At 49.1% G+C, this 22,974-nt stretch carries 14 protein-coding genes; 8 read left to right on the forward strand and 6 right to left on the reverse strand.

Going from position 1 to position 22,974, the window contains the following annotated elements; all coding sequences use genetic code 11:
- The first annotated feature begins 32 nt into the window (after positions 1–32).
- The 6 genes from ACMXI2_RS07355 (at position 33) to ACMXI2_RS07380 (ending at position 8,532) form a co-directional block, all read left to right on the forward strand.
- The gene (locus ACMXI2_RS07355) at positions 33–1,706 is read left to right on the forward strand and encodes a ribulokinase (RefSeq protein WP_483781050.1); all 1,674 of its coding nucleotides are present in this window, start codon (positions 33–35) and stop codon (positions 1,704–1,706) included.
- Between the two features lie 7 nt (positions 1,707–1,713).
- Positions 1,714–2,412, forward strand: a complete 699-nt coding sequence (locus tag ACMXI2_RS07360) for an L-ribulose-5-phosphate 4-epimerase (RefSeq protein ID WP_483781051.1) — start codon at positions 1,714–1,716, stop codon at positions 2,410–2,412.
- Positions 2,413–2,422: 10 nt separating this feature from the next.
- On the forward strand, positions 2,423–3,901 hold the full coding sequence (gene araA / locus ACMXI2_RS07365; RefSeq protein ID WP_483781052.1) for an L-arabinose isomerase: 1,479 nt from the start codon (positions 2,423–2,425) through the stop codon (positions 3,899–3,901).
- 92 nt (positions 3,902–3,993) lie between these two features.
- Positions 3,994–5,676: a sodium:solute symporter family transporter gene (locus ACMXI2_RS07370; protein ID WP_483781053.1), complete on the forward strand. Its 1,683-nt coding sequence runs from the start codon at positions 3,994–3,996 to the stop codon at positions 5,674–5,676.
- 59 nt (positions 5,677–5,735) lie between these two features.
- Positions 5,736–6,455, forward strand: a complete 720-nt coding sequence (locus ACMXI2_RS07375; RefSeq protein WP_483781054.1) for an NUDIX hydrolase — start codon at positions 5,736–5,738, stop codon at positions 6,453–6,455.
- A 94-nt stretch (positions 6,456–6,549) separates the two neighbouring features.
- The gene (locus tag ACMXI2_RS07380) at positions 6,550–8,532 is read left to right on the forward strand and encodes an alpha-L-arabinofuranosidase C-terminal domain-containing protein (RefSeq protein ID WP_483781055.1); all 1,983 of its coding nucleotides are present in this window, start codon (positions 6,550–6,552) and stop codon (positions 8,530–8,532) included.
- Between the two features lie 74 nt (positions 8,533–8,606).
- Here the strand turns inward: ACMXI2_RS07380 and ACMXI2_RS07385 are convergent, their stop codons facing one another.
- Positions 8,607–10,976: a beta-L-arabinofuranosidase domain-containing protein gene (locus ACMXI2_RS07385; RefSeq protein ID WP_483781056.1), complete on the reverse strand. Its 2,370-nt coding sequence runs from the start codon at positions 10,974–10,976 to the stop codon at positions 8,607–8,609.
- A gap of 198 nt (positions 10,977–11,174) precedes the next feature.
- Between ACMXI2_RS07385 and ACMXI2_RS07390 the strand changes: the two genes are divergently transcribed.
- Positions 11,175–12,326 carry an aldose epimerase family protein gene (locus tag ACMXI2_RS07390; protein WP_483781057.1) on the forward strand — a complete coding sequence of 384 codons (1,152 nt, stop codon included), beginning with the start codon at positions 11,175–11,177 and terminating at the stop codon, positions 12,324–12,326.
- A gap of 70 nt (positions 12,327–12,396) precedes the next feature.
- On the opposite strand, the gene ACMXI2_RS07395 is transcribed toward ACMXI2_RS07390, so the two are convergent.
- The 5 genes from ACMXI2_RS07395 to ACMXI2_RS07415 form a co-directional block, all read right to left on the reverse strand.
- Positions 12,397–12,945: a hypothetical protein gene (locus ACMXI2_RS07395; RefSeq protein WP_483781058.1), complete on the reverse strand. Its 549-nt coding sequence runs from the start codon at positions 12,943–12,945 to the stop codon at positions 12,397–12,399.
- A gap of 210 nt (positions 12,946–13,155) precedes the next feature.
- A complete protein-coding gene (locus ACMXI2_RS07400; protein WP_483781059.1) occupies positions 13,156–14,622 on the reverse strand; it encodes a RagB/SusD family nutrient uptake outer membrane protein in 1,467 nt (488 codons plus the stop codon).
- A gap of 26 nt (positions 14,623–14,648) precedes the next feature.
- A complete protein-coding gene (locus ACMXI2_RS07405; RefSeq protein ID WP_483781060.1) occupies positions 14,649–17,702 on the reverse strand; it encodes a SusC/RagA family TonB-linked outer membrane protein in 3,054 nt (1,017 codons plus the stop codon).
- Positions 17,703–18,179: 477 nt separating this feature from the next.
- A complete protein-coding gene (locus tag ACMXI2_RS07410; RefSeq protein WP_483781061.1) occupies positions 18,180–19,637 on the reverse strand; it encodes an APC family permease in 1,458 nt (485 codons plus the stop codon).
- Between the two features lie 93 nt (positions 19,638–19,730).
- Positions 19,731–20,639, reverse strand: a complete 909-nt coding sequence (locus ACMXI2_RS07415; protein ID WP_483781062.1) for an AraC family transcriptional regulator — start codon at positions 20,637–20,639, stop codon at positions 19,731–19,733.
- Between the two features lie 190 nt (positions 20,640–20,829).
- On the opposite strand from ACMXI2_RS07415, the gene ACMXI2_RS07420 reads away from it, so the two are divergent.
- A complete protein-coding gene (locus tag ACMXI2_RS07420) occupies positions 20,830–22,968 on the forward strand; it encodes a S9 family peptidase (protein ID WP_483781063.1) in 2,139 nt (712 codons plus the stop codon).
- Positions 22,969–22,974: the final 6 nt, after the last annotated feature.

Here is a 22,974-nt window from a genome sequence, read left to right on the forward strand (position 1 = left end):
CTTTTTTAATAAGTGTCAATATAACATTAAATATGAATTCATCCTGGGTAATAGGGGTAGACTACGGTACCGACTCGGTACGTTCTATCATCGTAGATGTGCATAACGGGAATGAAATCGCCTCGGCAGTATTTTATTACCCGCGCTGGAAAGACGGCCTGTACTGCAACGCAGCCCAGAGCCGGTTCCGCCAGCACCCGCTGGATTACGTAGAGGGGCTGGAAACCACCATCCGCCAATGCCTGCAACAGGCAGGCGCCGGAGCTGCCGCCAATATTAAAGCGATTTCGGTAGATACCACTGGTTCCACACCGGTAGCTGTTGATGAAACCGGTACGCCGCTGGCGCTCACACCCGCCTTCCACGATAACCCGAACGCCATGTTTGTGTTATGGAAAGACCATACCGCGCTGAAGGAAGCTGCTGCCATCAATGCCACCGCCGCTACGTTTGAAGAAAATTACCTCCGCTTTGTGGGAGGCATTTACTCATCGGAATGGTTCTGGGCAAAACTGCTGCATATTCTTCGTGCAGACGAAGCCGTTAGAAACGCTACTTATTCCTGGGTGGAGCATTGCGACTGGATACCATTCCTGCTTTCGGGAGGAAAACATATCAGTCAGCTGAAACGCGGCGTTTGCAGCGCAGGACATAAAGCGCTGTTTGCAGAAGAATTTGGCGGCCTCCCGCCGGATGCTTTCTTCTCCGCCATCGACCCCTTACTGCAGGGATTCACACAAAAGCTCTTTACAAAAACATATACATCCGGCGAAGCCGCAGGTCATCTTTGCCCCGAATGGGCAGAGCGGCTCGGTCTCCCTACCAGCGTAGTGATTGGCATCGGTGCGTTTGATGCACATATGGGTGCGGTAGGCGGGCAAATAGAACCCTACCACCTCAGCAAGGTAATGGGCACTTCTACCTGCGATATGCTGGTAGCGCCAATGGAGGAAATGAAACATAAACTGGTGAAAGGCATCTGCGGACAGGTACCGGGCTCCGTAATCCCCGGCATGATGGGCATGGAAGCGGGGCAGTCGGCCTTTGGCGACGCATACGCCTGGTTCAGCAACGTACTGGCGTGGCCGTTACAACACCTCCTGCCATCGTCTTCCCTGATTGATGCGGAAACCGCCGCCAGGCTGGCGCAGGAAACTTCCGGCAGGATGATCACCGAACTGGCTAAACAGGCGGCGCAGATCCCGCCGGAAGAACACAGCGAACTGGGTATCGACTGGCTCAATGGCCGCCGTACACCAGACGCGGACCAGTCGCTCAAAGGTACCCTCACCGGCCTGAACCTAGCAACAGACGCACCCCGCATTTTCCGCACCGTGGCGGAATCTACCTGCTTTGGCGCCAAAGCTATTGTAGAAAGATTTGAAAGGGAAGGCGTTCCTGTAAAAGGACTGATAGGTATCGGCGGCGTAGCCAAGAAATCTGCGTTCATCATGCAAATGATGGCCGATGTAATGAATATGCCGATCCGTATTCACCGCTCAGAACAAACCTGCGCACTCGGCGCGGCCATGTTTGCCGCCACCGCAGCCGGATTGTTCAACAGGGTGGAAGATGCGATGGAAGCAATGGGCCAGGGATTTGAAGTTACCTACCAGCCGGATACCCAACGCGCTGGCATATACGAAAACAGGTACCAGAAGTATAAAGCATTAGGCGCATTTACTGCCGCCATCACTATTGACTAATTTTTGTATGCAACAGTATCAACATATCCGGCAGGCCGCATACGAAGCCAATATGCAACTGCCCGCACTGGGACTGGTCATCTTCACTTTCGGAAACGTAAGTGCGGCAGACCGGGAGCTGGGCGTGTTTGCCATCAAACCCAGCGGCGTCCCCTATGCGGAACTATCTCCCGAAAAAATGGTGATCGTGGACTTTGATGGTAAAACAGTAGACGGGCAACTGCGTCCTTCTTCTGATACCCTCACCCATGCCGTATTGTATAAGCACTGGGAACATATTGGCGGCATCGTGCATACTCACTCCACTTATGCTACCGCATGGGCGCAGAGTCAGCGCGATATTCCCATCTATGGCACTACCCATGCCGATCATAACACGGTGGATATTCCCTGCGCCCCGCCCATGTCTGACGAGATGATTGCCGGCGACTACGAATACCAGACCGGCTTCCAGATCATGAATGCACTGACGGAACGGGGACTCACCTACGAAGATATTGAAATGATCCTGGTAGGAAACCATGCGCCCTTCACCTGGGCCGAAACTCCCGCTAAAGCAGTATACAACAGTGCCGTACTGGAATCAGTGGCACAAATGGCGTATCTCACTGAGTCGATCAACGGGAATGCACCGCGACTGAAAGATGCATTGATCCGGAAACATTTTGAACGTAAACACGGCCCCAATTCCTATTACGGGCAATAAACCAAGCAACATGATTAATCTGAAAAATTTCGAGATCTGGTTCGTTACCGGCAGTCAGCACCTGTACGGAGAAGAAACATTGAAACAGGTAGCTGCACACAGCCAGGAAATAGCCGCCTCCCTGCATAAGGATGCACGTATACCCGTTACCGTGGTTTACAAACCCACCGTAAAAACACCTGACGAAATTTACGCCGTATGCATGGAAGCCAATGCTGCTCCCAACTGTATCGGTGTGATCACCTGGATGCATACTTTCTCCCCGGCTAAAATGTGGATCCGTGGCCTGAAAGCATTATCCAAACCCATCTGTCACCTGCATACCCAATTCAACCGCGATATCCCCTGGAGCGAAATAGATATGGACTTCATGAACCTGAACCAGAGCGCGCACGGCGACCGGGAGTTCGGATTTATGATGAGCCGCATGCGCATGAGCCGGAAGGTGATCACCGGCCACTGGCAGGACCCGGAAGTACTGGGAGAACTGGGCGCCTGGGCAAGGGTCGCCGCCGGCTGGCACGACTGGCAGGGCGCACGCTTTGTTCGCTTTGGTGATAACATGCGCTTCGTTGCGGTAACCGACGGTGATAAGGTAGAAGCAGAATCCAAACTGGGCTTCTCCTGCAACACCCACGGCATAGGCGATCTCGTAAGTGTGATCAATGGTATCTCCGATGCAGCCGTGGCCTCCCTCGTAAAAGAATACGGTGACGCATACACGATGTCTTCCCCACTGCTGCAGGACCCCGCATTGAAAGATGCGGCACGCATAGAACTCGGCCTGAAAGCATTCCTGGAAGACGGGAACTTTAAAGGCTTCTCCGATACCTTTGAAGACCTGCACGGTATGATACAACTGCCGGGCATTGCGGTGCAACGCCTGATGAAAGCTGGATATGGCTTCGCTGGTGAAGGCGACTGGAAAACAGCGGCACTGGTGCGGGCCATGAAAGTAATGGGCAGCGGTTTACCCGGCGGCAACTCCTTCATGGAAGATTATACCTATCACTTTGATCCGTCTGATCCAATGGTGCTGGGTTCCCATATGCTGGAGATCTGTGAGTCCATTGCCAGCGGAAAACCATCGTGCGAGAAGCATCCGCTGGGTATTGGTGGAAAGGCTGATCCGGTAAGACTGGTGTTCAACTCCGCTGCGGGACCGGCGATCAACGCCTCTTTAGTAGACATGGGTAACCGTTTCCGCCTGCTGGTAAATGAAGTAGAGGCTGTGGAACCACCACAGGATCTGCCGAAGCTGCCGGTAGCCCGCGTATTATGGAAGCCTTATCCTGATATGAAGAAAGGCTGTACCGCCTGGATACTGGCCGGTGGCGCCCATCACACCTGTTACAGCCAAAACCTTACCTCCACACATATGCAGGACTTTGCAGAAATGGCAGGTATTGAACTGGCACTGATAGGAAAGCATACTGACCTGCGCGAGTTTAAAAATGAACTACGCTGGAACGATGTATCCTATAAATAATTCCACCCACCGGCGGCAGGTGCTTCCGCACCGCCGCCGGCTGCTTTATAACATGCCAACTTCTTAAAGCAAAAGCAAATAAACTGCCCGTTATGCAAAACATCCTTTCCACCGGCGATATACTCGTCTTCATTACTTATTTCATTATTGTTTCCGTATATGGTTACTGGATATACAAACGAAAAAAGAAAACAGAAACGAATACAAAAGACTTCTTCCTCGCTGAGGGAACCCTTACCTGGTGGGCAATCGGTGCGTCACTGATTGCGTCAAATATTTCTGCGGAGCAGTTTATCGGCATGAGCGGAGATGGCTATTTCGTTGGGATTGCCGTAGCGGCCTATGAGTGGGTCGCCGCGATCGCCCTTATCATTATTGCAGTTTGGTTTATTCCCATCTACCTGAAGAATAAAATTTATACCATGCCGCAGTTCCTGAAAACGCGGTATAATGAAACGGTAGCATTGATCATGGCTATCTTCTGGTTATTTCTCTATGTGTTCGTTAACCTCACCTCTATTCTATACCTCGGCGCATTGGCCATCAACGGCCTGTTGGGCGGGGAATACCTGCATGTGGTAATGATTGCGCTCTCCGTATTTGCCATCATCATTACGCTCGGTGGTATGAAGGTAATCGGTTATACTGATGTGATCCAGGTAGGGGTATTGATCATCGGCGGACTGGCAACTACCTACATGGCCTTAACGCTGGTGAGTGAAAAGTTTGGCCTGGGACATGACGCCCTGGCTGGTTTCAACGCCCTTATGAAAGATGCACCGGATCATTTTCATATGATCCTCGCAAAACCCGATGCAAACTCTTCGCAGGAATATATCAATAAATACCTGGTGCTTCCGGGCATCCTGATGTATGCCGCCGGCCAGTGGATCGTGAATCTCAACTACTGGGGTTGTAACCAGTACATCACGCAACGTGCGCTGGGAGCCAATCTGCAAACTGCCCGTAACGGTATCCTCTTTGCGGGTTTACTAAAGATCATGATGCCCATCATTGTGATGCTGCCTGGTATTGCGGCGTATGTGCTGCAAAAAAATGGCCACCTGCCTGGCCTGTCCAGTAAAGATGGCGCCTATACAGCCATCCTCGGCTTCCTGCCATCCGGGCTGAAAGGCTTGTCTATAGCGGCGTTAACCGCTGCCATTGTAGCGTCTCTGGCAGGTAAGGCCAATAGTATCTCCACTATTTTTACACTGGATATTTACCGTAAATATATTAAGAAGGATGCCTCTGAAGCAAAGCTGGTATGGACCGGTCGCATCACCGTAGTTGCTGCCATGTTGCTGGGTATCCTCTTTACCTGGAACGATTTACTGGGTATTGGCGGCGAAGGTGGATTTACCTTTATCCAGAAATATACCGGCTTTATCAGTCCCGGTGTATTTGCCATGTTCCTGCTGGGTATGTTCTGGAAACGCACTACCGGCGCTGCTGCAGTAGCAGGAGTTATTACCGGCTTCACGCTGTGTGTGTTCTTTAACCAGTTTGCACCTGCCGTACTGGGTCATGAAACTATTTTCTATACAGCTTATCCAAATGGCAAAGGCGGGTACGAAATACCTTTCCTCATCTGTATGGGACTGGCCTTTATGTTTACCATGATCGTAATGATCGTTATCAGCTTTGCCGGACCAAAAGTGAATCCTAAAGCCTTTGTACTTGATAAGACCATGTTTAAGATCACCCCGGCTACCACCGTGCTGATTGTAATAACATTGCTGTTGTTATCTGCTTTGTACATCAAGTTCTGGTAATCCTGGGAAAGACAAAATCCGCGTTATTAATTTGTACCTTCACCGCCTAATTTATCGTTATGAAAAGATATTCGCAGCAGACCCGGTTATTATTCGCCGTTGATTGTATCATTTTTGGGTTCGATGGCCAGGAAATGAAACTGCTGCTGATACAAAGAGGGTTTGAACCCTGCAAAGGGCAGTGGAGCCTCGTGGGTGGCTTTATACAGGAACATGAAAGCGCTGAAGATGCCGCCAGCAGGGTACTGAAAAATCTCAGCGGACTGGATGGCATTTATATGGAGCAGCTCCATACTTTTAGTTCTCCTTCCCGTGACACCGTGGAACGTACCGTATCAGTTGCCTATACTGCACTGATCGATATTCAGAAATACAAACAGCAGCTGAATGAAGACTTCCACGCCGTATGGTTTCCTATTAACCATCACCCGGACCTTATCTTCGATCATAAAGTGATGGTAGACCTGGCAAAGGAGAAGCTGCGATATAAAGCTGCATTGCATCCGCTGCTGCTGGAACTGTTGCCGGGCAAGTTCACCATTCCTCAATTGCAGCACCTGTACGAATCTGTTTATAACATCTCTTTTGATAAGGGTAACTTCAGCCGCAAGATCCTGTCTACCAAACTGCTGGTAAAGCTCACGGACAAAGACAAACTAAGCTCCAAGAAGGGCGCCTTTTATTACAGGATCGACCGGAAAAAGTACCACGCTAATTTCCATGCCTTCCTGAACTTTGTGCCTGATCCACATATGCTGCAGCATAACAACGGAGGGTGAGGGAGGAATTGAAATGCACTCCATGCAGTTGCAGGAAACCATTGGATAATAATGGTACCGCTATCCGGGCAAGAAAAAACTGGAATAATTACATATGAAAGCACAACGTATTATTGCGGCATTCACCATGCTGATGGGCGTATATACTATCCCGTTAGCCGCACAGCAACCATTGAATTTTACGGTGAAGGCCGGTGAAACAAAAACGCCGGTATCGCCCAACATGTGGGGTATCTTCTTTGAAGACATCAACCTCAGCGCTGACGGCGGTATTTATGCGGAGCTGGTAAAGAACCGTTCCTTTGAATTCAGTACGCCACTCATGGGCTGGAGCATTCCAAAGGATGCGGTATCCAACGGGCAGATACTGGTCGTTAACCGTAAGGAAGACCATCCCTCCAACCCACACTTTGCCAGGATAACGATGCCGGCTACACGTAGTTTTGAAATAGTGAATGAAGGTTTCCGTGGCATGGGTATTAAAGCCGGGGAGCAGTACAATTTCTCTTTGTATGCCCGTGAACAGGAAGGCGCCGCAATAAAGCTCACCGTTGCGTTACTGGATGATGCCGGTAAAGAAATTGGCAGCGCCACCGTAGCGCCCGGCGGCAGCGGATGGCAACAGTATAAAACCAGTTTCACCGCTACCGCCGCTGCGGCAAAAGGTAAGCTGAAGGTAACTTTCAGCGGCTACGGAGTAATAGATGTTGACATGATTTCCCTGTTCCCGCAACATACCTGGAAGGAACGGAGCAACGGGCTACGCGCCGACCTGGTACAATTGCTGGCCGACCTTCATCCCGGCTTCCTCCGGTTTCCCGGTGGTTGCATCGTAGAAGGGCGCGAGCTGGTAAACCGTTACCAGTGGAAAAAAACAGTTGGGGATGTGAACGACCGCGAAGTGATCATCAACCGCTGGAACAACGAGTTTGCGCATCGCGCTACACCGGATTACTTCCAATCGTTCGGACTTGGTTTCTTTGAATACTTCCAGCTGTCGGAAGATATAGGGGCCTCGCCGTTACCGATCCTCAACTGTGGCATGGCCTGTCAGTTTAACAGCGCAGAAGTGGTAGCTGTGAATGAACTGGACCCTTATATCGAGGATGCACTGGACCTGATTGAATTTGCCAATGGCGATGTAAATACAAAGTGGGGTGCGCTGCGCGCAAAGATGGGCCACCCGGCGCCATTTAACCTGAAGATGATGGGCGTAGGTAACGAGCAGTGGGGGCCGCAATACGTAGAACGCTACACCATTTTTGCAAAAGCCATCAAAAGCAAATACCCGGATATTAAGCTGGTGAATAGCCTTGGCCCCGGCCCGGATGGTGATAAATTTACTTTCCTCAACGACACGCTGCGTAAACTGAATGCGGATATCCTCGACGAGCACTACTACAGCTCCCCGGAATGGTTCCTCAGCAATGCAGCACGCTATGATTCTTACGACCGTAAAGGTCCGAAGATTTTTGCCGGTGAATATGCAGCGCATAGCAAAGGAGTAAATAATGGCGAAAATAAAAACAACTGGCAGTCTGCATTGGCAGAAGCCGCCTTCATGACTGGCCTGGAGCGTAATGCCGATTTGGTGACAATGGCTTCCTACGCCCCCTTGCTGGCGCATGTGGACGGATGGCAGTGGTCGCCCGATCTCATCTGGTTTGATAACCTGCGTTCTTATGGCACGCCTAATTACTATGTACAGAAATTGTATGCCAATAACAAAGGCACCGATGTGGTATCAATGCTGAAAGGCAACCAGGTGATCAGCGGACAGGATGGCGTATATGCGTCCACGGTAGTAGATAAGGCCACCGGTGAACTGGTGATAAAACTGATAAATACTGCAGCTACCGTTAAGCCCGTAGCAGTGGCGGTGCAGGGTGTAAAAAACATTGCTGCCAACGGCAGGTTAATTACCCTGGGAAGCAATAACCTTCAGGGCCTTAACTCGCTGGATCAGCCCACCAGCATCTCTCCGGAAGAAAAAAATATAGACATCAAAGGAAAAACAATCCGCACAGATGTAGCGCCGTGGTCTTTTTATGTGATCAGGGTGAAGATAAATAAATAGTCATCTGATGTATAAATATAAAAACGGGCGGCAGGAAAACTTTCCTGCCGCCCGTTTTTTTAAAATGATCATGTTTATTCTTTTACCATTCTGCAACCATACAACGGACCTGCGCTGTTATTGGCTTTTGGCAAAAAACGGATATTCACGCTTTGCTTTCCTTTTGTGAGGTGTTCTGGGATGGCGTAAGAGACAGGATAAAACCTGCTTTCCTTGAATTTGTTGATATCTTCTGTAGCAATGGTAGTACCGTCTACAATGATATCAAAGGTGCGGCCGCGGTTATCCATGCCCCAGTAAGTGCATTGCAGCGAATGACGGGAATTGGGATCTACCTTCATGTTAAAGGAGAAATATCCCCCGGGCCAGGCGATGCGCCATTTACGTCCATGTTCTTCTTCAGTGCTGGTTTTTTCGCCGGTGAATTCATGATCACGTTCCGGCTGCATTTCACCCGGACGAAGAATATCTGTAGTGCGTGCATCCAGCTCCTGTTGCGCTTTTTTGGCGGCTGCATATTTCACCTGCTGCTCCTGCCAGCTTTGAGGCGTAAATACATCCCAGTATACCGTGTAGTATTCATTGCGGGTCTGGTAAAAAGGGGTGAGTGCAACATCTTTTGGTTGCGCCGTGCCGGCAGTGCGGAAGAATAATGTGTTATGATCATCGGTACGGTTGATCCAGGTGCCCGGTTGCTGGTTGGGCGTTACGAGTACGGGTACGCCGCTTACCGGATCGGGTTCTTTCTCCCCGAGAATACCGGACAATAACACCGGGCCATAAAATAATGCCTGCCTGTTGGGATTATCAGGAAGCGCTTCTGTATAAACATCGGCTGGCAGGGTGAGCGTTACCTGGTCGTTGTTTTTCCAGCTCCGCGTAATAATGAAGTAACCGCTTTCATCTGTTTGTAATGATTGTTCCGTACCATTTACTTTCAGCGTAATGCCCGGGCGTGCCCACACCGGTTTACGGATGCGCAGGGTAAACGACGTTGTTTTCTTTGTGCTAACGGTAAGGGTTACACGATTATCTGCCGGCAGGTTGTTTTCCTGTTTTACTGTGATGCCTTTATCTTTCCATTCAAGTGTGGAGGGGATAAACAGGTTGACAAACAGGCTGCCATCGGCGCCGCGGTAGTAGATGCTTTCGCCGTATTTTACATGATTCTCCATTCCTGAACCCACGCAGCAGGTAAAGGTTTCAAACTCATTGCTGTATTCTTTATGGCCACCCATGCGGAGCGGAACAAAGTAACACATCATGCCGGTTTCGTGATGTTGTGAGGCAAGGATATGATTGTACAGCGCTTTTTCATAATAGTCCATTAAACTTGCCTGTGGCTCCAGTGCAAACAGGTGCCTGGTGAGCTTGAGCATGTTATAGGTATTACAGGTTTCGGTGGTATTGTCTGTCAGCGCTTCATTAAGTTGTCTTGCCGGCCCGAAGTATTCATAGTTGCTGTTACCGCCGTTGGCATATGAGTGATCCCTGGTTACTACTTCCCAGAAATACCGGGCAATAGCGGCGTCTTTGGGATCTTTATTCAGCTCATACCGGCGGATGCTGGCAATGGCTTTGGGGATCTGGGTATTGGAGTGTTTACCGGGTAAGATATCTTTCCCGATAGCCAGGGAGTCGAGGATACGTTTATCATAGAAACGGTAGGAGAGGTCGAGGTATTTTTTATCACCGCTGAGGGCATAGGTATTTACCAGTGTTTCCGCCATCCCGCCGTATTCACAGATCAGCATTTTCTGCATCTGTTCTTCTGACAGGTTTTTGATGACGTTGCCGGTCCAGTCGGCGATGCCTTTGTTTACTTCTAGTGCTTCGGCGTTATTGCAATAAAGCCAGGCATCCAGTAATCCGGCCATAATTTTGTGTACGGTATACCAGGGCGACCATCCGCCGTTGAGGTCGAAGCCCCTGGAGCGGATATCTCCTGCGGCAATTTCGGACCAGAGTTTATTATCGTTGGGGAAAGCCCCGATATAGCCGTTGTGGCGGTTTTGCTGGCACAGGGCCAGCTCGCTTACCAGGTACTTCACGCGGTTAAGATAGGCGGTGTCTTTGGTGGCTGCATAGTGCATGGCGCAGGCCGATAAATAATGTCCCATTGTGTGGCCTGCGAGCCCGCCGGTTTCCCAGCCGCCATATTGTTTCCCTTTTGCGGGCAGTCCTGCATTGGTGCGGAAAGCCGATAGCAAACGATCGGGATCTATCTTTAAAAGGTATCGCGCATCCGCCTGCATGGCTGTTTTAAAAGGACCATCCAGGAGGGTTACTTCCGTTAACGGGAACGGATATGCTTTTATGGTGGCTGTTGGCAACACTTTCATCTTGCTTTCTTTCCACTCCGGCACATAGGATTGGGCACAGGCGCTATGGTACAGCGGGAGGCTGCCGGCCAGCAACAATCCCGTAATGATCAGTCTTTTCATTTCATCAGTATTTAACAGGTTAAAGCTAATTCGCCCGGGGTATACTTACTTTCCCATTATTGACAGAAAGTACACGTATTTTAATCAATAGCATTTTTAATTGTTCTTGTGACAATAAATTTTAAATAAAAATATTTGACTTTAGCCGGATTATCCCGATATTTAATGACTCTTTTTCACTTAACATCAAAATACGTTATGGACATGAACTTTAAGGCGCTAACCGCCCTCGTTATCTCCGGTGGCACCATGCTGGCTTCCTGCAACAACAATGCTGCGAGGACGGAAGAAAGTAAGGATTCCACAGCAACGGCTGTAACAGCTGGTCCGAAAAGCTTTGGCCAGGTTGATGGCCAGGAAGTTTTGCAGTATACCCTGAAGAATGCAAACGGAATGGAAGTAAAGATCCTGAACTACGGTGGTACCATCACGGATGTCATTACCGCCGATAAACAAGGACAGAAAGGCAATGTGGTATTGTCTTACGACTCACTTTCCGGCTACCAGCAGAAAGGACAACCTTACTTTGGTGCACTGATAGGCCGCTATGCCAACCGTATTGCCAACGCGAAGTTTACACTGGATGGCAAGGAATATAAACTCGCCCCTAACAATAACGGAAACACGCTTCACGGCGGACTGAAAGGATTTGATAAAGTAGTATGGGCTGCCACTCCTGCGGGCGACAGCAGCCTGCAACTGGTATATAACAGCAAAGACGGCGAAGAAGGATATCCTGGTAACCTGCAGGCTACCGTTGTATATACGCTTACACCAGACAACGCCCTGCAGATCACCTACAAGGCTACCACCGATAAACCTACCCCGGTAAACCTGACGAACCATGCTTATTTTAATCTTTCTGCCGGAAAAGACAGCACCATCCTCGGACATGAATTGTCCCTGAAGGCAAGCCGATATACCCCGGTAAATGATAAGCTGATTCCAACCGGCAAACTGGACCCGGTAAAAGGTACCCCAATGGATTTTACCACTGCCAAAAAGATCGGTGCTGATATCGGTAAAGTAAAAGGTGGTTATGATCATAACTGGGTACTGGACAAACAGGAAGGCGTACTGGAAATCATTGCCACCCTGTATGATCCAACCAGCGGCCGTTATATGGAAGTGGCTACTACCCAGCCCGGTATCCAGTTCTATACAGGTAACTTCCTGGATGGCACGCTCACGAATACACGCAACGGACAAAAATATGTGCAGAACGCGGCACTTTGCCTGGAAACACAACACTTCCCTGATTCACCTAATCAGCCGTCTTTCCCGAACGTAATCCTGAAACCAGGTGACACGTTTTCACAGACGACGGTGTATAAGTTCTCTGTAAAATAAAAAGTAAAATAAAAGAAAAGGGCGCCTCAAAATTAATTGAGATGCCCTTTTTGTATTTAATCCCCCCTTGTTAATAAGCATTTTTAACCGTTAAAGCGTAGGTGTTGGGCGCTCCGGGAATTCCACCGCCTGTTATCACCGTTTTAACCAGTGTTACCGGGGTGGTGATGTTAATATGGTATTTTCCATTGCCATCTACCGTTACATCAGCGGTGCCTCCGGAAGTGGCAGTCGCTGAATAATCAACGGCGCCTATGGTCACCGCAGTACCGACCGCACAGCTAAGCGTCATATAACGTACGGTTGGATTGGCCGACATAACACTGCTGGTCGTCAGCGCATATTTTCCCGCTCCTAATGACCCCATAAAAACAGCCGTTAATGCGCTGCCGGAATAAGCGCCATGATTACCGCCATCTCCCGAGGTGGTAACTGTCATTCCTACCAAGGCACCGGTGGCAGTCTGCGCAGAGGCGCCTCTCGTATAAGTATAGTTACCCAGTTTCCAGCTGGATTCACTTGCCGGTGGTTCAGGCGTTGGATCATCATCTTTTCCGCCACAGGAAAACAACATCATGGAGAAGGATAGCAAAGCAATAAATGTGAGTGATTTTTTCATTCTCTTTATTTTTATTCGTTGGCGTAAAAATACTCAAAGAATGTACCCGGACGGGCTTTTCGATTGAAAATACTGGTTTGTGGGGTTATTGGCCTACCTGAGAACAGGTAGTATGCGGAGGGTTTTTATCCGCGCTACTTTTTTGAAAAACCAAAGAGGGCGGCTCAGAATAATTGAGCCCCCCTCTTTGGTTATAAAGGATGATGAAGATTAATAATTCGGATTCTGCACCAACGTTCCTTTACTTCTGTCGATTTCCTGTTGCGGCATCGGGAAGAAGTAGTTCTTAGGCTTTGTAAAATTGCGCGCGGCCCCGCCTCTTGTAATCACGGCGCCATTGTATGCCAGTTTTGGTTTTTTATACAGCGCTACAATATCTACCAGGTTGGCTTTATCCCAACGCAGCAGGTCCTGATGCCGCTTGTTTTCCCCGCATAGCTCTACCCTGCGTTCGTGCATCAGTGCAGTCATACCGGCATTGGTCACCGCAGGTAAAGTGGCGGAAGCGCGTTTGCGGACAGCATTAAGTTCTGCATCGCCGGCGCCCGGGCCGTTTAAACGGATCTTTGCTTCTGCTACCAGCAGGTAAATATCTGCCGCGCGCATTAGCGGTGTTTTGAGGGAGTAGTCCAGTCCGCCGGATGGTTTCCAGCTACAGAATTTTTTATAGTGATAGCCACTCCAGGAAGCCGCCGCCTCGTAGGTGGCAATACCGGTACCGATATTCACCTGGTCGCCGGGCTGCATGATGCAGATATTTTTGCGGGGATCGCCTGCTTCAAATTCATCTACCAGTCCTTTAGTAGGGTAGAAGAAGCTCCATCCGTTCCAGTTACGCGGGGCATGGTAGGTGATAAAATCGGAGTAGCCGTTTCCATCTACTGTTTGAACGGCGAGCAACATTTCTGAGTTGTTGCCGGTGGCTACGCTGAAATTATCCGCGTAGTTGGGCGCCAGTTTATAGTTAGCATTACTAACTACTTTGCTGCCATATTCAATAGCTTTGTCGAGTTTCGACCAGTTCATATACAGCTTACACAACAAGCCCCAGGCGGTACCTTTGCTTACGCGGCCTTTGTTGGCATCGTCGTAGGTTTCCGGCAGCTGGTCGGCGGCAGCCAGCAGGTCACTTTCTATCTGGGCGCGCAGTTCATCTGCTGTTACTTTGGGCTTGTTATAGAAAGATTTGAGCACGTCGTCTTCTGTGACGATAGGAACTTCGCCATAAATCAGCAGCAGGCGCCAGTAGGCGAATGCACGGAAGAAATGTGCTTCTCCGAGACAACGGTTCTTAATGGCCGGATCGATGTCTGTAATTTTAGGAACATAGATCAGCACGTTGTTGGCGCGGTTAATGGTTTCATATTTCCATCTCCATCCTACTCTTATGCTGTAGGTAGAAGCATCATAGGTGAAGTCTTCTATCACGGCGTCATAATCATGGTCGCCGCCGCGTACCTGGTCGTCCGAGCAGTTATCGAATACAAACTCATTAAAGCCGGTATAATCTTCTTCCAGTAAAATATTATAGATACCGGTTACCCCGTCGAGCGCATCGCTTTGGTTGCGCCAATAGTTACCGGTGCTGTACATTCCTTTGGGAGATACATCCAGCACGCTTTTACAGGCGGTAAAGAGTAACGTTGCGACTACTAATATATATTTGATCCGTTGCATAGTAATTAATTTAGAGTTCCCGTGAATTAAAAGTTGAGGGTAGCGCCAAAGGTAAAGGTCCTGGCCTGCGGATAAGCTGCTACGTCCACGCCTCTTTGTCTGTTTCCGTCGGAGGTGCCTTTGCTGCCATCTGAAGAGCCGCTATAACCCAGCTGCGGTGTTAATCCGGAGTAGTTAGTGAGCATAAAAAGGTTTTGTGCGGCCACATATACGTGTATATCTGAAATGCCGCTACGGCCCCATACTTTTGATGGAATGGTATAACCCAGCGATGCGTTTCTCAGCGAGAAGTAATCGCCGCTTTCAACGAAACGGTCGGAGGTGCGGTTATTCTGATTGGCATTGCCCAGGGTCATTCTTGGTACGGAGTTGCTGGTACCGGCGCCATGCCAGCGGTTCAGCGCATCTGCATAGAGGTTATACGGATAGTTGGGGTCCATACCCTGCATTTTATCGGCGTTGTAAAGCTTTACGCCGCTCACTCCGGCAAAGGAAAGACTCAGGTCAAAACCTTTGTAACCGGCGCTGGCCTGAATGCCATATACCATTTTAGGATTGGGGCTGCCCAGGTTTACACGGTCTTTATCATTTACAATATTATCGCCGTTGGTATCGAGGAAACGTACATCACCGGGTTGGATATTGGCTTTGTTGGGATCTTTGCTGATGTTGGGATCATTGTTGATCTCATCTGCTGTCTGATAGATGCCGTCTGTTTTCCAGCCATAGTAGGAGGCCAGCGGCTGACCAACATAGGTGCGGGAAATTTCCTGTCCCTGTCTGCCATAAGGAGTAGAGCCGATATAGGAAGAAGGGTCGTATAGTTTGGTCACTTCATTTTTAATAAAAGAAGCGTTGGCGCTTACATTATAATGGAATTTATCGTTGCCGCCCTGGTAGCCTACTTCTATTTCCCAGCCTTTGTTGTTCAGCTGGCCGAGGTTCCGGTCGGGGATGGCGGAAGTGCCGTGGAGGTCCATTTCAGGAGCGGGTACCAGCATGTCGTTGGTATTTTTATTAAACCAGGTGATGGTGGTGCTCAGTTTATCCTGGAAGAAGCCTGCTTCCAGGCTGATGTTGGTCATTTCGGCTTTTTCCCAGGTGATGTCCGGGTTGGCGAGTCTTGAATTCCATATGCCGGTGTAGGAGGTTTCCCCGAAGTTATAGCGACGGTCTTTGTTGATCTGCGCGAGGTACTGGAATTCAGTAACGTTTTGATTACCGAGTTGCCCCCAGCCGCCTGTAATTTTCAGGTTGCTCACAGCTTTTACGTTGTCTTTGAAAAAGCTTTCGTCCGAAATGCGCCATCCGGCGGAGAACGCGGGGAAATAGCCCCAGCGCTGATCCGGTGCGAACCTGGAAGATCCGTCTGCGCGGAAGGTAACGGTGAGCAGGTATTTATCTTTGAAGCCGTAGAAACCCCTGATGAATCCGGATGCGATGGCGTTGGCATTAAAGTAATTGCCTTTCGCGTCGTGGATGTCGTTACCATTGCTCAATACCAGCTGGTCTTTCGATTCATCATTAAAGCCCCATCTTTCCGCCTGGTTCCAGGAGCCATTGTAGGTTTGCTGGGAGTAGCCACCGGTAACAGTAAGATGATGTACGTTTGCCAGCACTTTATTATAGGTGAGGAAAATTTCGCTCAGCTGGTTGTTATAGCTTTCGCTGCGGTTAAAAAGTTCCGCATGATCGCGGGCCCTGGTTTGGTCCAGTACCTTTGGCGCGAAGTTGAACTGGTTTACCATGCTGCCATCAAAGCCGTAGTTGGCGCGCAGGGTAAGGCCATCCATGATTTCCAGTTCAGCATATACGCTGGCCAGCATGCGATAGTTTTTTGTCCAGGTGTCGGTGGTTTCCGCCGTGTATACCGGGTTGTTGATATCGCCGAGTTCATTGCTGGCTTTGGAGGTGCCCCAGCTGCCATCGGGATTGTGAACGGGAATGGCGGGGTTAAAGCGGAGGGCGCTAAAAATAAGACCTGTCTGAGAAGAGTAGGTATCCGGGCCGCTGTTTTGTTTGTACGTGAGCTGCAGATTTTCACCTACTTTCAAACGCTTACCCAGCTTGTGTTCCGAGTTAATGCGTACCGAGTATCTTTTGAAATAGGAATTGGTGATGATACCATTTTCATTGTAGTAACCGGCGCTGAGCATATAGTTGGAGCTGCTGTTGCCGCCACGCAGACTTACATCTGCATTGGTAATATTGCCGGAACCGAATAATGCTTTTTGCCAGTCGGTGCGTTGCATGGCATAATAAGGGTCCTGCCAGATGGGTTCAATGGGTACGCCATCGTTGGTATAGCGTTCCTGTTTCAGTTTCACCAGGTCTGGTGCGGTGAGCAGCGGGATATAGCGGACGGTATTGGTAACGCCGCGATAGAAATTGACCGATGCTTTCAGTTTTTCCCCGTAGTTGCCTCTTTTGGTGGTAATGATCACCACGCCATTGGCGGCGCGGGTACCATAGATCGCAGAAGAGGAGGCATCTTTAAGTATTTCCATAGAGGCGATGTCGTTGGGGCTTACATCTGCGAGTCCGCCTGCGGGCACGCCGTCTATAATAATCAGCGGATCTGAATTATTGATGGTACCCGTACCACGGATGCGGATGGAAGGCGTGCTGCCGGGCGCTGCATCCGACCGTACGATATCCACACCTGTTACACGCCCCTGGATGGCCTGTGCCGCGTCTGATACAGGCAGGTTTTTGATATCCGATCCTTTTACGGAGGCGATGGTGCCGGTTACATCGCGGCGGCTTTGCACGCCATAACCTACTACCACTACTTCGCCTAATCCTTTGGTGGCAGCGGCGAGTGATACGTTGATAACGGTTTGTTCACCGATCGTAACTGTTTGTGGTTCGTAGCCGATAAACGAGAACAAAACCGATTTAGCACCCGGTGGTAAAGAAAGGGTATAGTTGCCTTTTGTATCGGTACTGGCGCCGCTGGCGGTGCCGGGCACGGTTACGTTTACACCAGGCAGACCAGCACCGTCTGCCGCTCCGGTAACTTTTCCGGTAAGGGTCTTTTGAGCAAATACTGCGCTGGTGGCAGCGCATAGAAAGACCATCAGAAAGCATAATTTTCCAGTGAATGAATACCTCATAATTAATGAATAAGACGTGAACTTGAATAGAAACGTGAATGGAACAGATATACGGCCTGTCTCTCGTGTTGTTGCTTTAGTGTTTTTGGTTGTGATTGAAATAATTTGCTAAATCGTTATTGCATATTTGCCCGCTAAAGGCAATTTTTTACATAACTCACCGGATCACCAAAAAGAGATGAAATAAAGTTGGTCTTTCACATGATCAATATGGCACGTCGTAATGCTTAGTCAGAAAAGGAATTATATGTCTACATAACACCGCATCAGTTTCTGTCAGAAAGGTAACGATTTTTGTAAATGTACATGTATAGTTTTTTGCCCGGTTATGATGCTGGATTAATTATATATTAATACTTTGAAAAGGCGTAGGGGATACGCTTATAGGGGAGCATAAAAAAGGGGAACTGTTTTAATAGTCCCCCTGGTTGACAGCATTATTCAGTAAGAAGATTCAGCAGTTGTTATTTTTTCTTTCCGGGGGATAGATGAATCGCCGTTACGTTTATTCCTGTTGGCGAAATAGTACACGGGTATACCGGACAACGTGATAAATAATCCCGGCCAGGTGAATCGTGGTTTATATACAAACAGCAGTCCGCAGAAAGCTAAACCCATTAAAATATACAACACCGGTAACACCGGGTATCCAAACGCTCTGTAAGGCCGGTCGGCATCCGGACGCTTCTTCCGCAGGATAAAAATACCCGCAATGGTAAGCATATAAAAAGCCACCACCACAAAAGAGATCATATCCAGCAAATCGCCATAACGGCCGCTGAGACACCATAAGCATGCTACGAGACATTGAATCCACAATGCAAAGGATGGTACGGCAGAATGGTTTAAACTACCGGCCTTTTTAAAAAACAAACCATCTTTTGCCATCGTATGATACACCCGCGCACCGGCAAGTATAAGGCCATTGTTACAACCAAAAGTGGATATCATGATCATCACGGCAATAATGACGGTACCTATGTTGCCCAGCACAGCCTGTGATACGGACACGGCTACACGATCTTTTGGCGCATGAGCAATTTCAGATAAAGGCAATACGGCGAGGTAAGTAATATTAGTAAGCAGGTAGATGACGGTTACAATAGCTGTTCCTAAAAAAAGACTCAGCCCGATATTCCTCCGGGGATTCTTTATTTCCCCCCCTACAAAAGCCACATTATGCCACGAATCACTGCTGAACACCGATCCCACCATTGCAGAAGCAATAGCGCCGAAAGCGGCAATGGTACTGTAAGATCGTATACTGCCATCTGTTGTAAGCGGATGGAGCTTCCACGCATCCTGCCAGTTGGCCTGCCATATTTCCGGTTTAACCGCCAGCAGTCCGCATATGATCAGTGCCGCCAGGCTCACCAGTTTGGTCATTGTAAACGTAGTCTGGATCATTTTACCTCCTTCAATGCCCCGTGTATTCATATAAGTGAGCAGCACAATTACCCCGATGGAAAGCAGCTGTGCAGCAGAGATATGAAGCGTGCCTGCTGATAGCAACACATTTTCTTCACTGAACACCGGCAGGAGGTAAGCGGTAAATTTGGCAAAGGCTACCCCCACCGCCGCAATGGTAGCGGTTTGTATCACGGTAAAAAAACTCCAGCCATACAGGAAGGCCGTCATAGGGTTGTAAGCCTCTTTCAGGTAGATGTATTGTCCGCCTGCACGTGGAAACATACCACTCAGTTCCCCGTAACTCAATGCGGCGGTAAGGGTCATAAAACCAGTGATCAGCCATACCAGCAGCAACCATCCGGCGCTTCCGGTATGACGGGTAATATCTGCGCTGACAATAAAAATTCCGGATCCTATCATGCTGCCGGCCACAATCATGGTGGCATCCAGCAGCTTAATGGACGGTTTAAAGGTAGGAGCGTCTGACATAGTAGCGAATCGTAGTTTGGTTGATATTACAGGTTTATCTCCCCTAAAACTACAGTTACTTTGCTGGCAATTCTATTCGCTTTTTGATCAATACTATGCAGATTTTGTTGCAGTGCCCGGCGCCCCGTTTTCCAGCTGCTCATATTCCCGGAGGTAACTGCGGGGTGATTTACGGGTAATACTCTTAAATACCCGGTTGAAATTCGCAATGCTGTTGAAGCCACAGTTATAGGCCACGGTAGCAATACTATCGTAAGATCCGCCGGCCAGCTTTTTGCAGGCCTCGTTGATCCGCACCTCGTTCAGGAACGAAACAAACGTTAGCCGCGTATGTTTTTTAAAGTACCGGCAAAAAGCCTGCGGCGTCATATGCGCCTCCCGTGCAATATCTTCCAGCTTTATTTCCGCATCATAATGCTGCATGATATAATTATAGATATACCCGATACGGATGCCTTCCTGTTCATTTACAGCAGATAATCTTGAACCTGTGATCAGCGGCTCCAGGTTTTTTATAGTAAGAAAGAAATTGATCAGCTCCACAAATGCGAGGAACTGTGCAATGCCCTGCGACTGGTGGATTTTCAGCAACCGGCTGGAGATTTCCACCACATGCGCTTCCGGTACCTTAAACCCGTTCTGTGACTGATCTATAAAAGACTTTATCTTTTTAAATTCCGGTAACCCGAAAAGGGGCGCCAGCTTGCCTTCCGGGTTGAAGAAGAGGGTAAGGGCCTGCACATTCTTTTTATTCTTACTGCCAAAAGGCAGTTCCTCACTTTTTAATACATGCGGCTGGTTACTGCCTATCCAGTATATTTCATTAGACCAGAAAGCATGCATATTATTTTCTACGATCAAAGTACCATGACCATGCTGGATCCAGGTAAGCTGGATTTCCTCATGACGGTGAAGATGCGGATAAAAAGCCGGCAGCCAGTCCTTTTGTGTGATAATGGTTTTATCGTGCGCTACCGGTATCGTAAACTGTAATACTTTCATGTAATCACATTATTCTTTTTTTAACACCTTTGAAGGGATTGTAACCAAATTTAGGTGAAGATATGAGAACAAGTTATTAAAAAACGTTTAAAATCTAATCAATGCCTGATGTACTTTTAAAAAATAATCGGACAGACAGTATACATTAACTGTCCAATGTACATTTAATTACAGGGGATCAATACAACTTATGAAATACCAACGATTTCTTTACCTGCTGATTTTATGGAGCCTGCCAACCAGGCTGTTGCTTGCACAGCAAAGTAAGCCAATGCCTTACCTGCCCTCACATGCAGAGATATTGCAGCGATATAAAAAAGTACAGCTGCTGGACAGTATTACGCGGAAAACCATTTCCCGGCATAACGTGGATGCCAACTGGATGCCGGACGGAAAGTCGTTCTGGTATGTTATTGCGGGGAAAGACAGCAGCAAGACAGCTTATCTAGTGACGGCTGCCACCGGTAAAAAAGAGGTGATCACCGACACCGCAAAAATTGCGCAACTGGCTAAAAATCACACCGGCGCACGTCCTGTAAGGCAGCATGAGCCCAGCCGCTGGGAAGGATTTGCAACAGACAGCGTTTCCCCGGATAAACAATGGGTAGCCACCACCAAAGGTGGCAACGTGTATGTACGCTCGGTGGCCACCGGCACGCTTACGCCGTTTACCACCGACGGGAAAGCCTCCGGCGACTACTACGGCGCCCTGGCCTGGTCGCCCGACAGCAAATACCTGGTTGGCTACCGCATTCACCCCGTGGAAGATTCCTCCGTGTACTATGTACTTACCGACGTGGCAGGAACCACCCGCGGACAGCTGCGCTCCCAACCCTATAAACAACCAGGCGATCCTTTTACCACCTTCGATATGTACCTGTTTACCCTGGCCGGCAAAACCACCGCCAAAGTAAAAACAGCGCAAATCGATTTCTTTGATGCCCCGGCGCTGCACTGGCGGCATAAAGATCCGCGCTACTTCCTCTATGAAAAAGTAGACCGTGGCCATCAACGCTTCCGCGTAATAGAAGTAGATGCTACCAATGGTAACACCCGCACCATACTGGATGAAAAAACGCCTTCCTTTATCTACGAATCGCGCCTCTATACCCATTACCTCCCGGAAACCAATGAACTTCTCTGGACGTCCGAAAAAGACGGCTGGCGGCATATTTACCTGGTGAATACCCTCACCGGTGAAATTAAAAACCAGGTAACAAAAGGGGATTGGGTAGTGAGAGAAATAGACAGCGTGGATGCAAAGAAAAGAGAGATCTGGTTCAGGGGAGGAGGCAGGAACGCCGGGGAAGATCCCTACTTCCTACACTACTACCGTACGGACTTCAGCGGACAGCACCTGCGGGACCTCACTCCGGCCACCGGTAACCACCAGGCATTCTTTTCTCCCGATAAAAAATATTTTATAGATAAATACTCGCAGGTAAACGTGCCACCGGTAAATGAACTGCGCCGCACTGCCGACGGTAAACTGATCACCGTACTGGAAAAAACAGATGTGAGCGGCTGGAAAGCCACCGGCGTGCCTTTCCCCATACCTTTCACGGCGAAAGGCCGCGATGGCAAAACAGATATCTGGGGCGTGATGTGCCGGCCAACTGATTACGACTCCACGAAAATGTACCCGGTAGTAGAAAATATCTACGCAGGTCCGCAGGATGCTTTTGTGCCCAAAAGCTTTATGAGCTATTATATCGATATGCAAAGCCTGGCTGATCTTGGATTTATTGTAGTACAGATCGATGGTATGGGCACCGCCAACCGCTCGAAGGCATTCCATGATGTATGCTGGAAAAACCTGGCGGATGCAGGATTCCCGGACCGCATTCTCTGGATCAAAGCGCTGGCTCAAAAATATTCTTTTGTGGATACCTCACGGGTAGGGCTATACGGAACTTCCGCCGGCGGACAAAACGCACTGGGCGGACTGCTCTTCCATTCCGAGTTTTATAAAGCAGCAGTGGCTTCCTGCGGCTGCCATGATAACCGCGTGGATAAGCAATGGTGGAATGAACAATGGATGGGATACCCCGTAGGTAAAGAGTATGAAGAACAATCCAATGTAACCAACGCCGGTAAATTGCAGGGCCGCCTGCTCCTGATAGTGGGTGAGGCCGACACCAATGTGCCGCCGGAATCTACTTACCGGGTGATCAACGCACTGATCAAAAAGGGTAAGACCTTCGAGTTCCTGCCGGTGCCCGGCATGGGACACAGCGACGGAGGCCCCTACGGTCGAATTAAACGCCGCGATTTCTTCGTGAAAAGCCTGTTGAATATCAATCCGCCAGACAGAAATATAAACGAGTAAAATATG

It is taken from the genome of Chitinophaga sp. G7 BAM 1005, assembly GCF_057126945.1.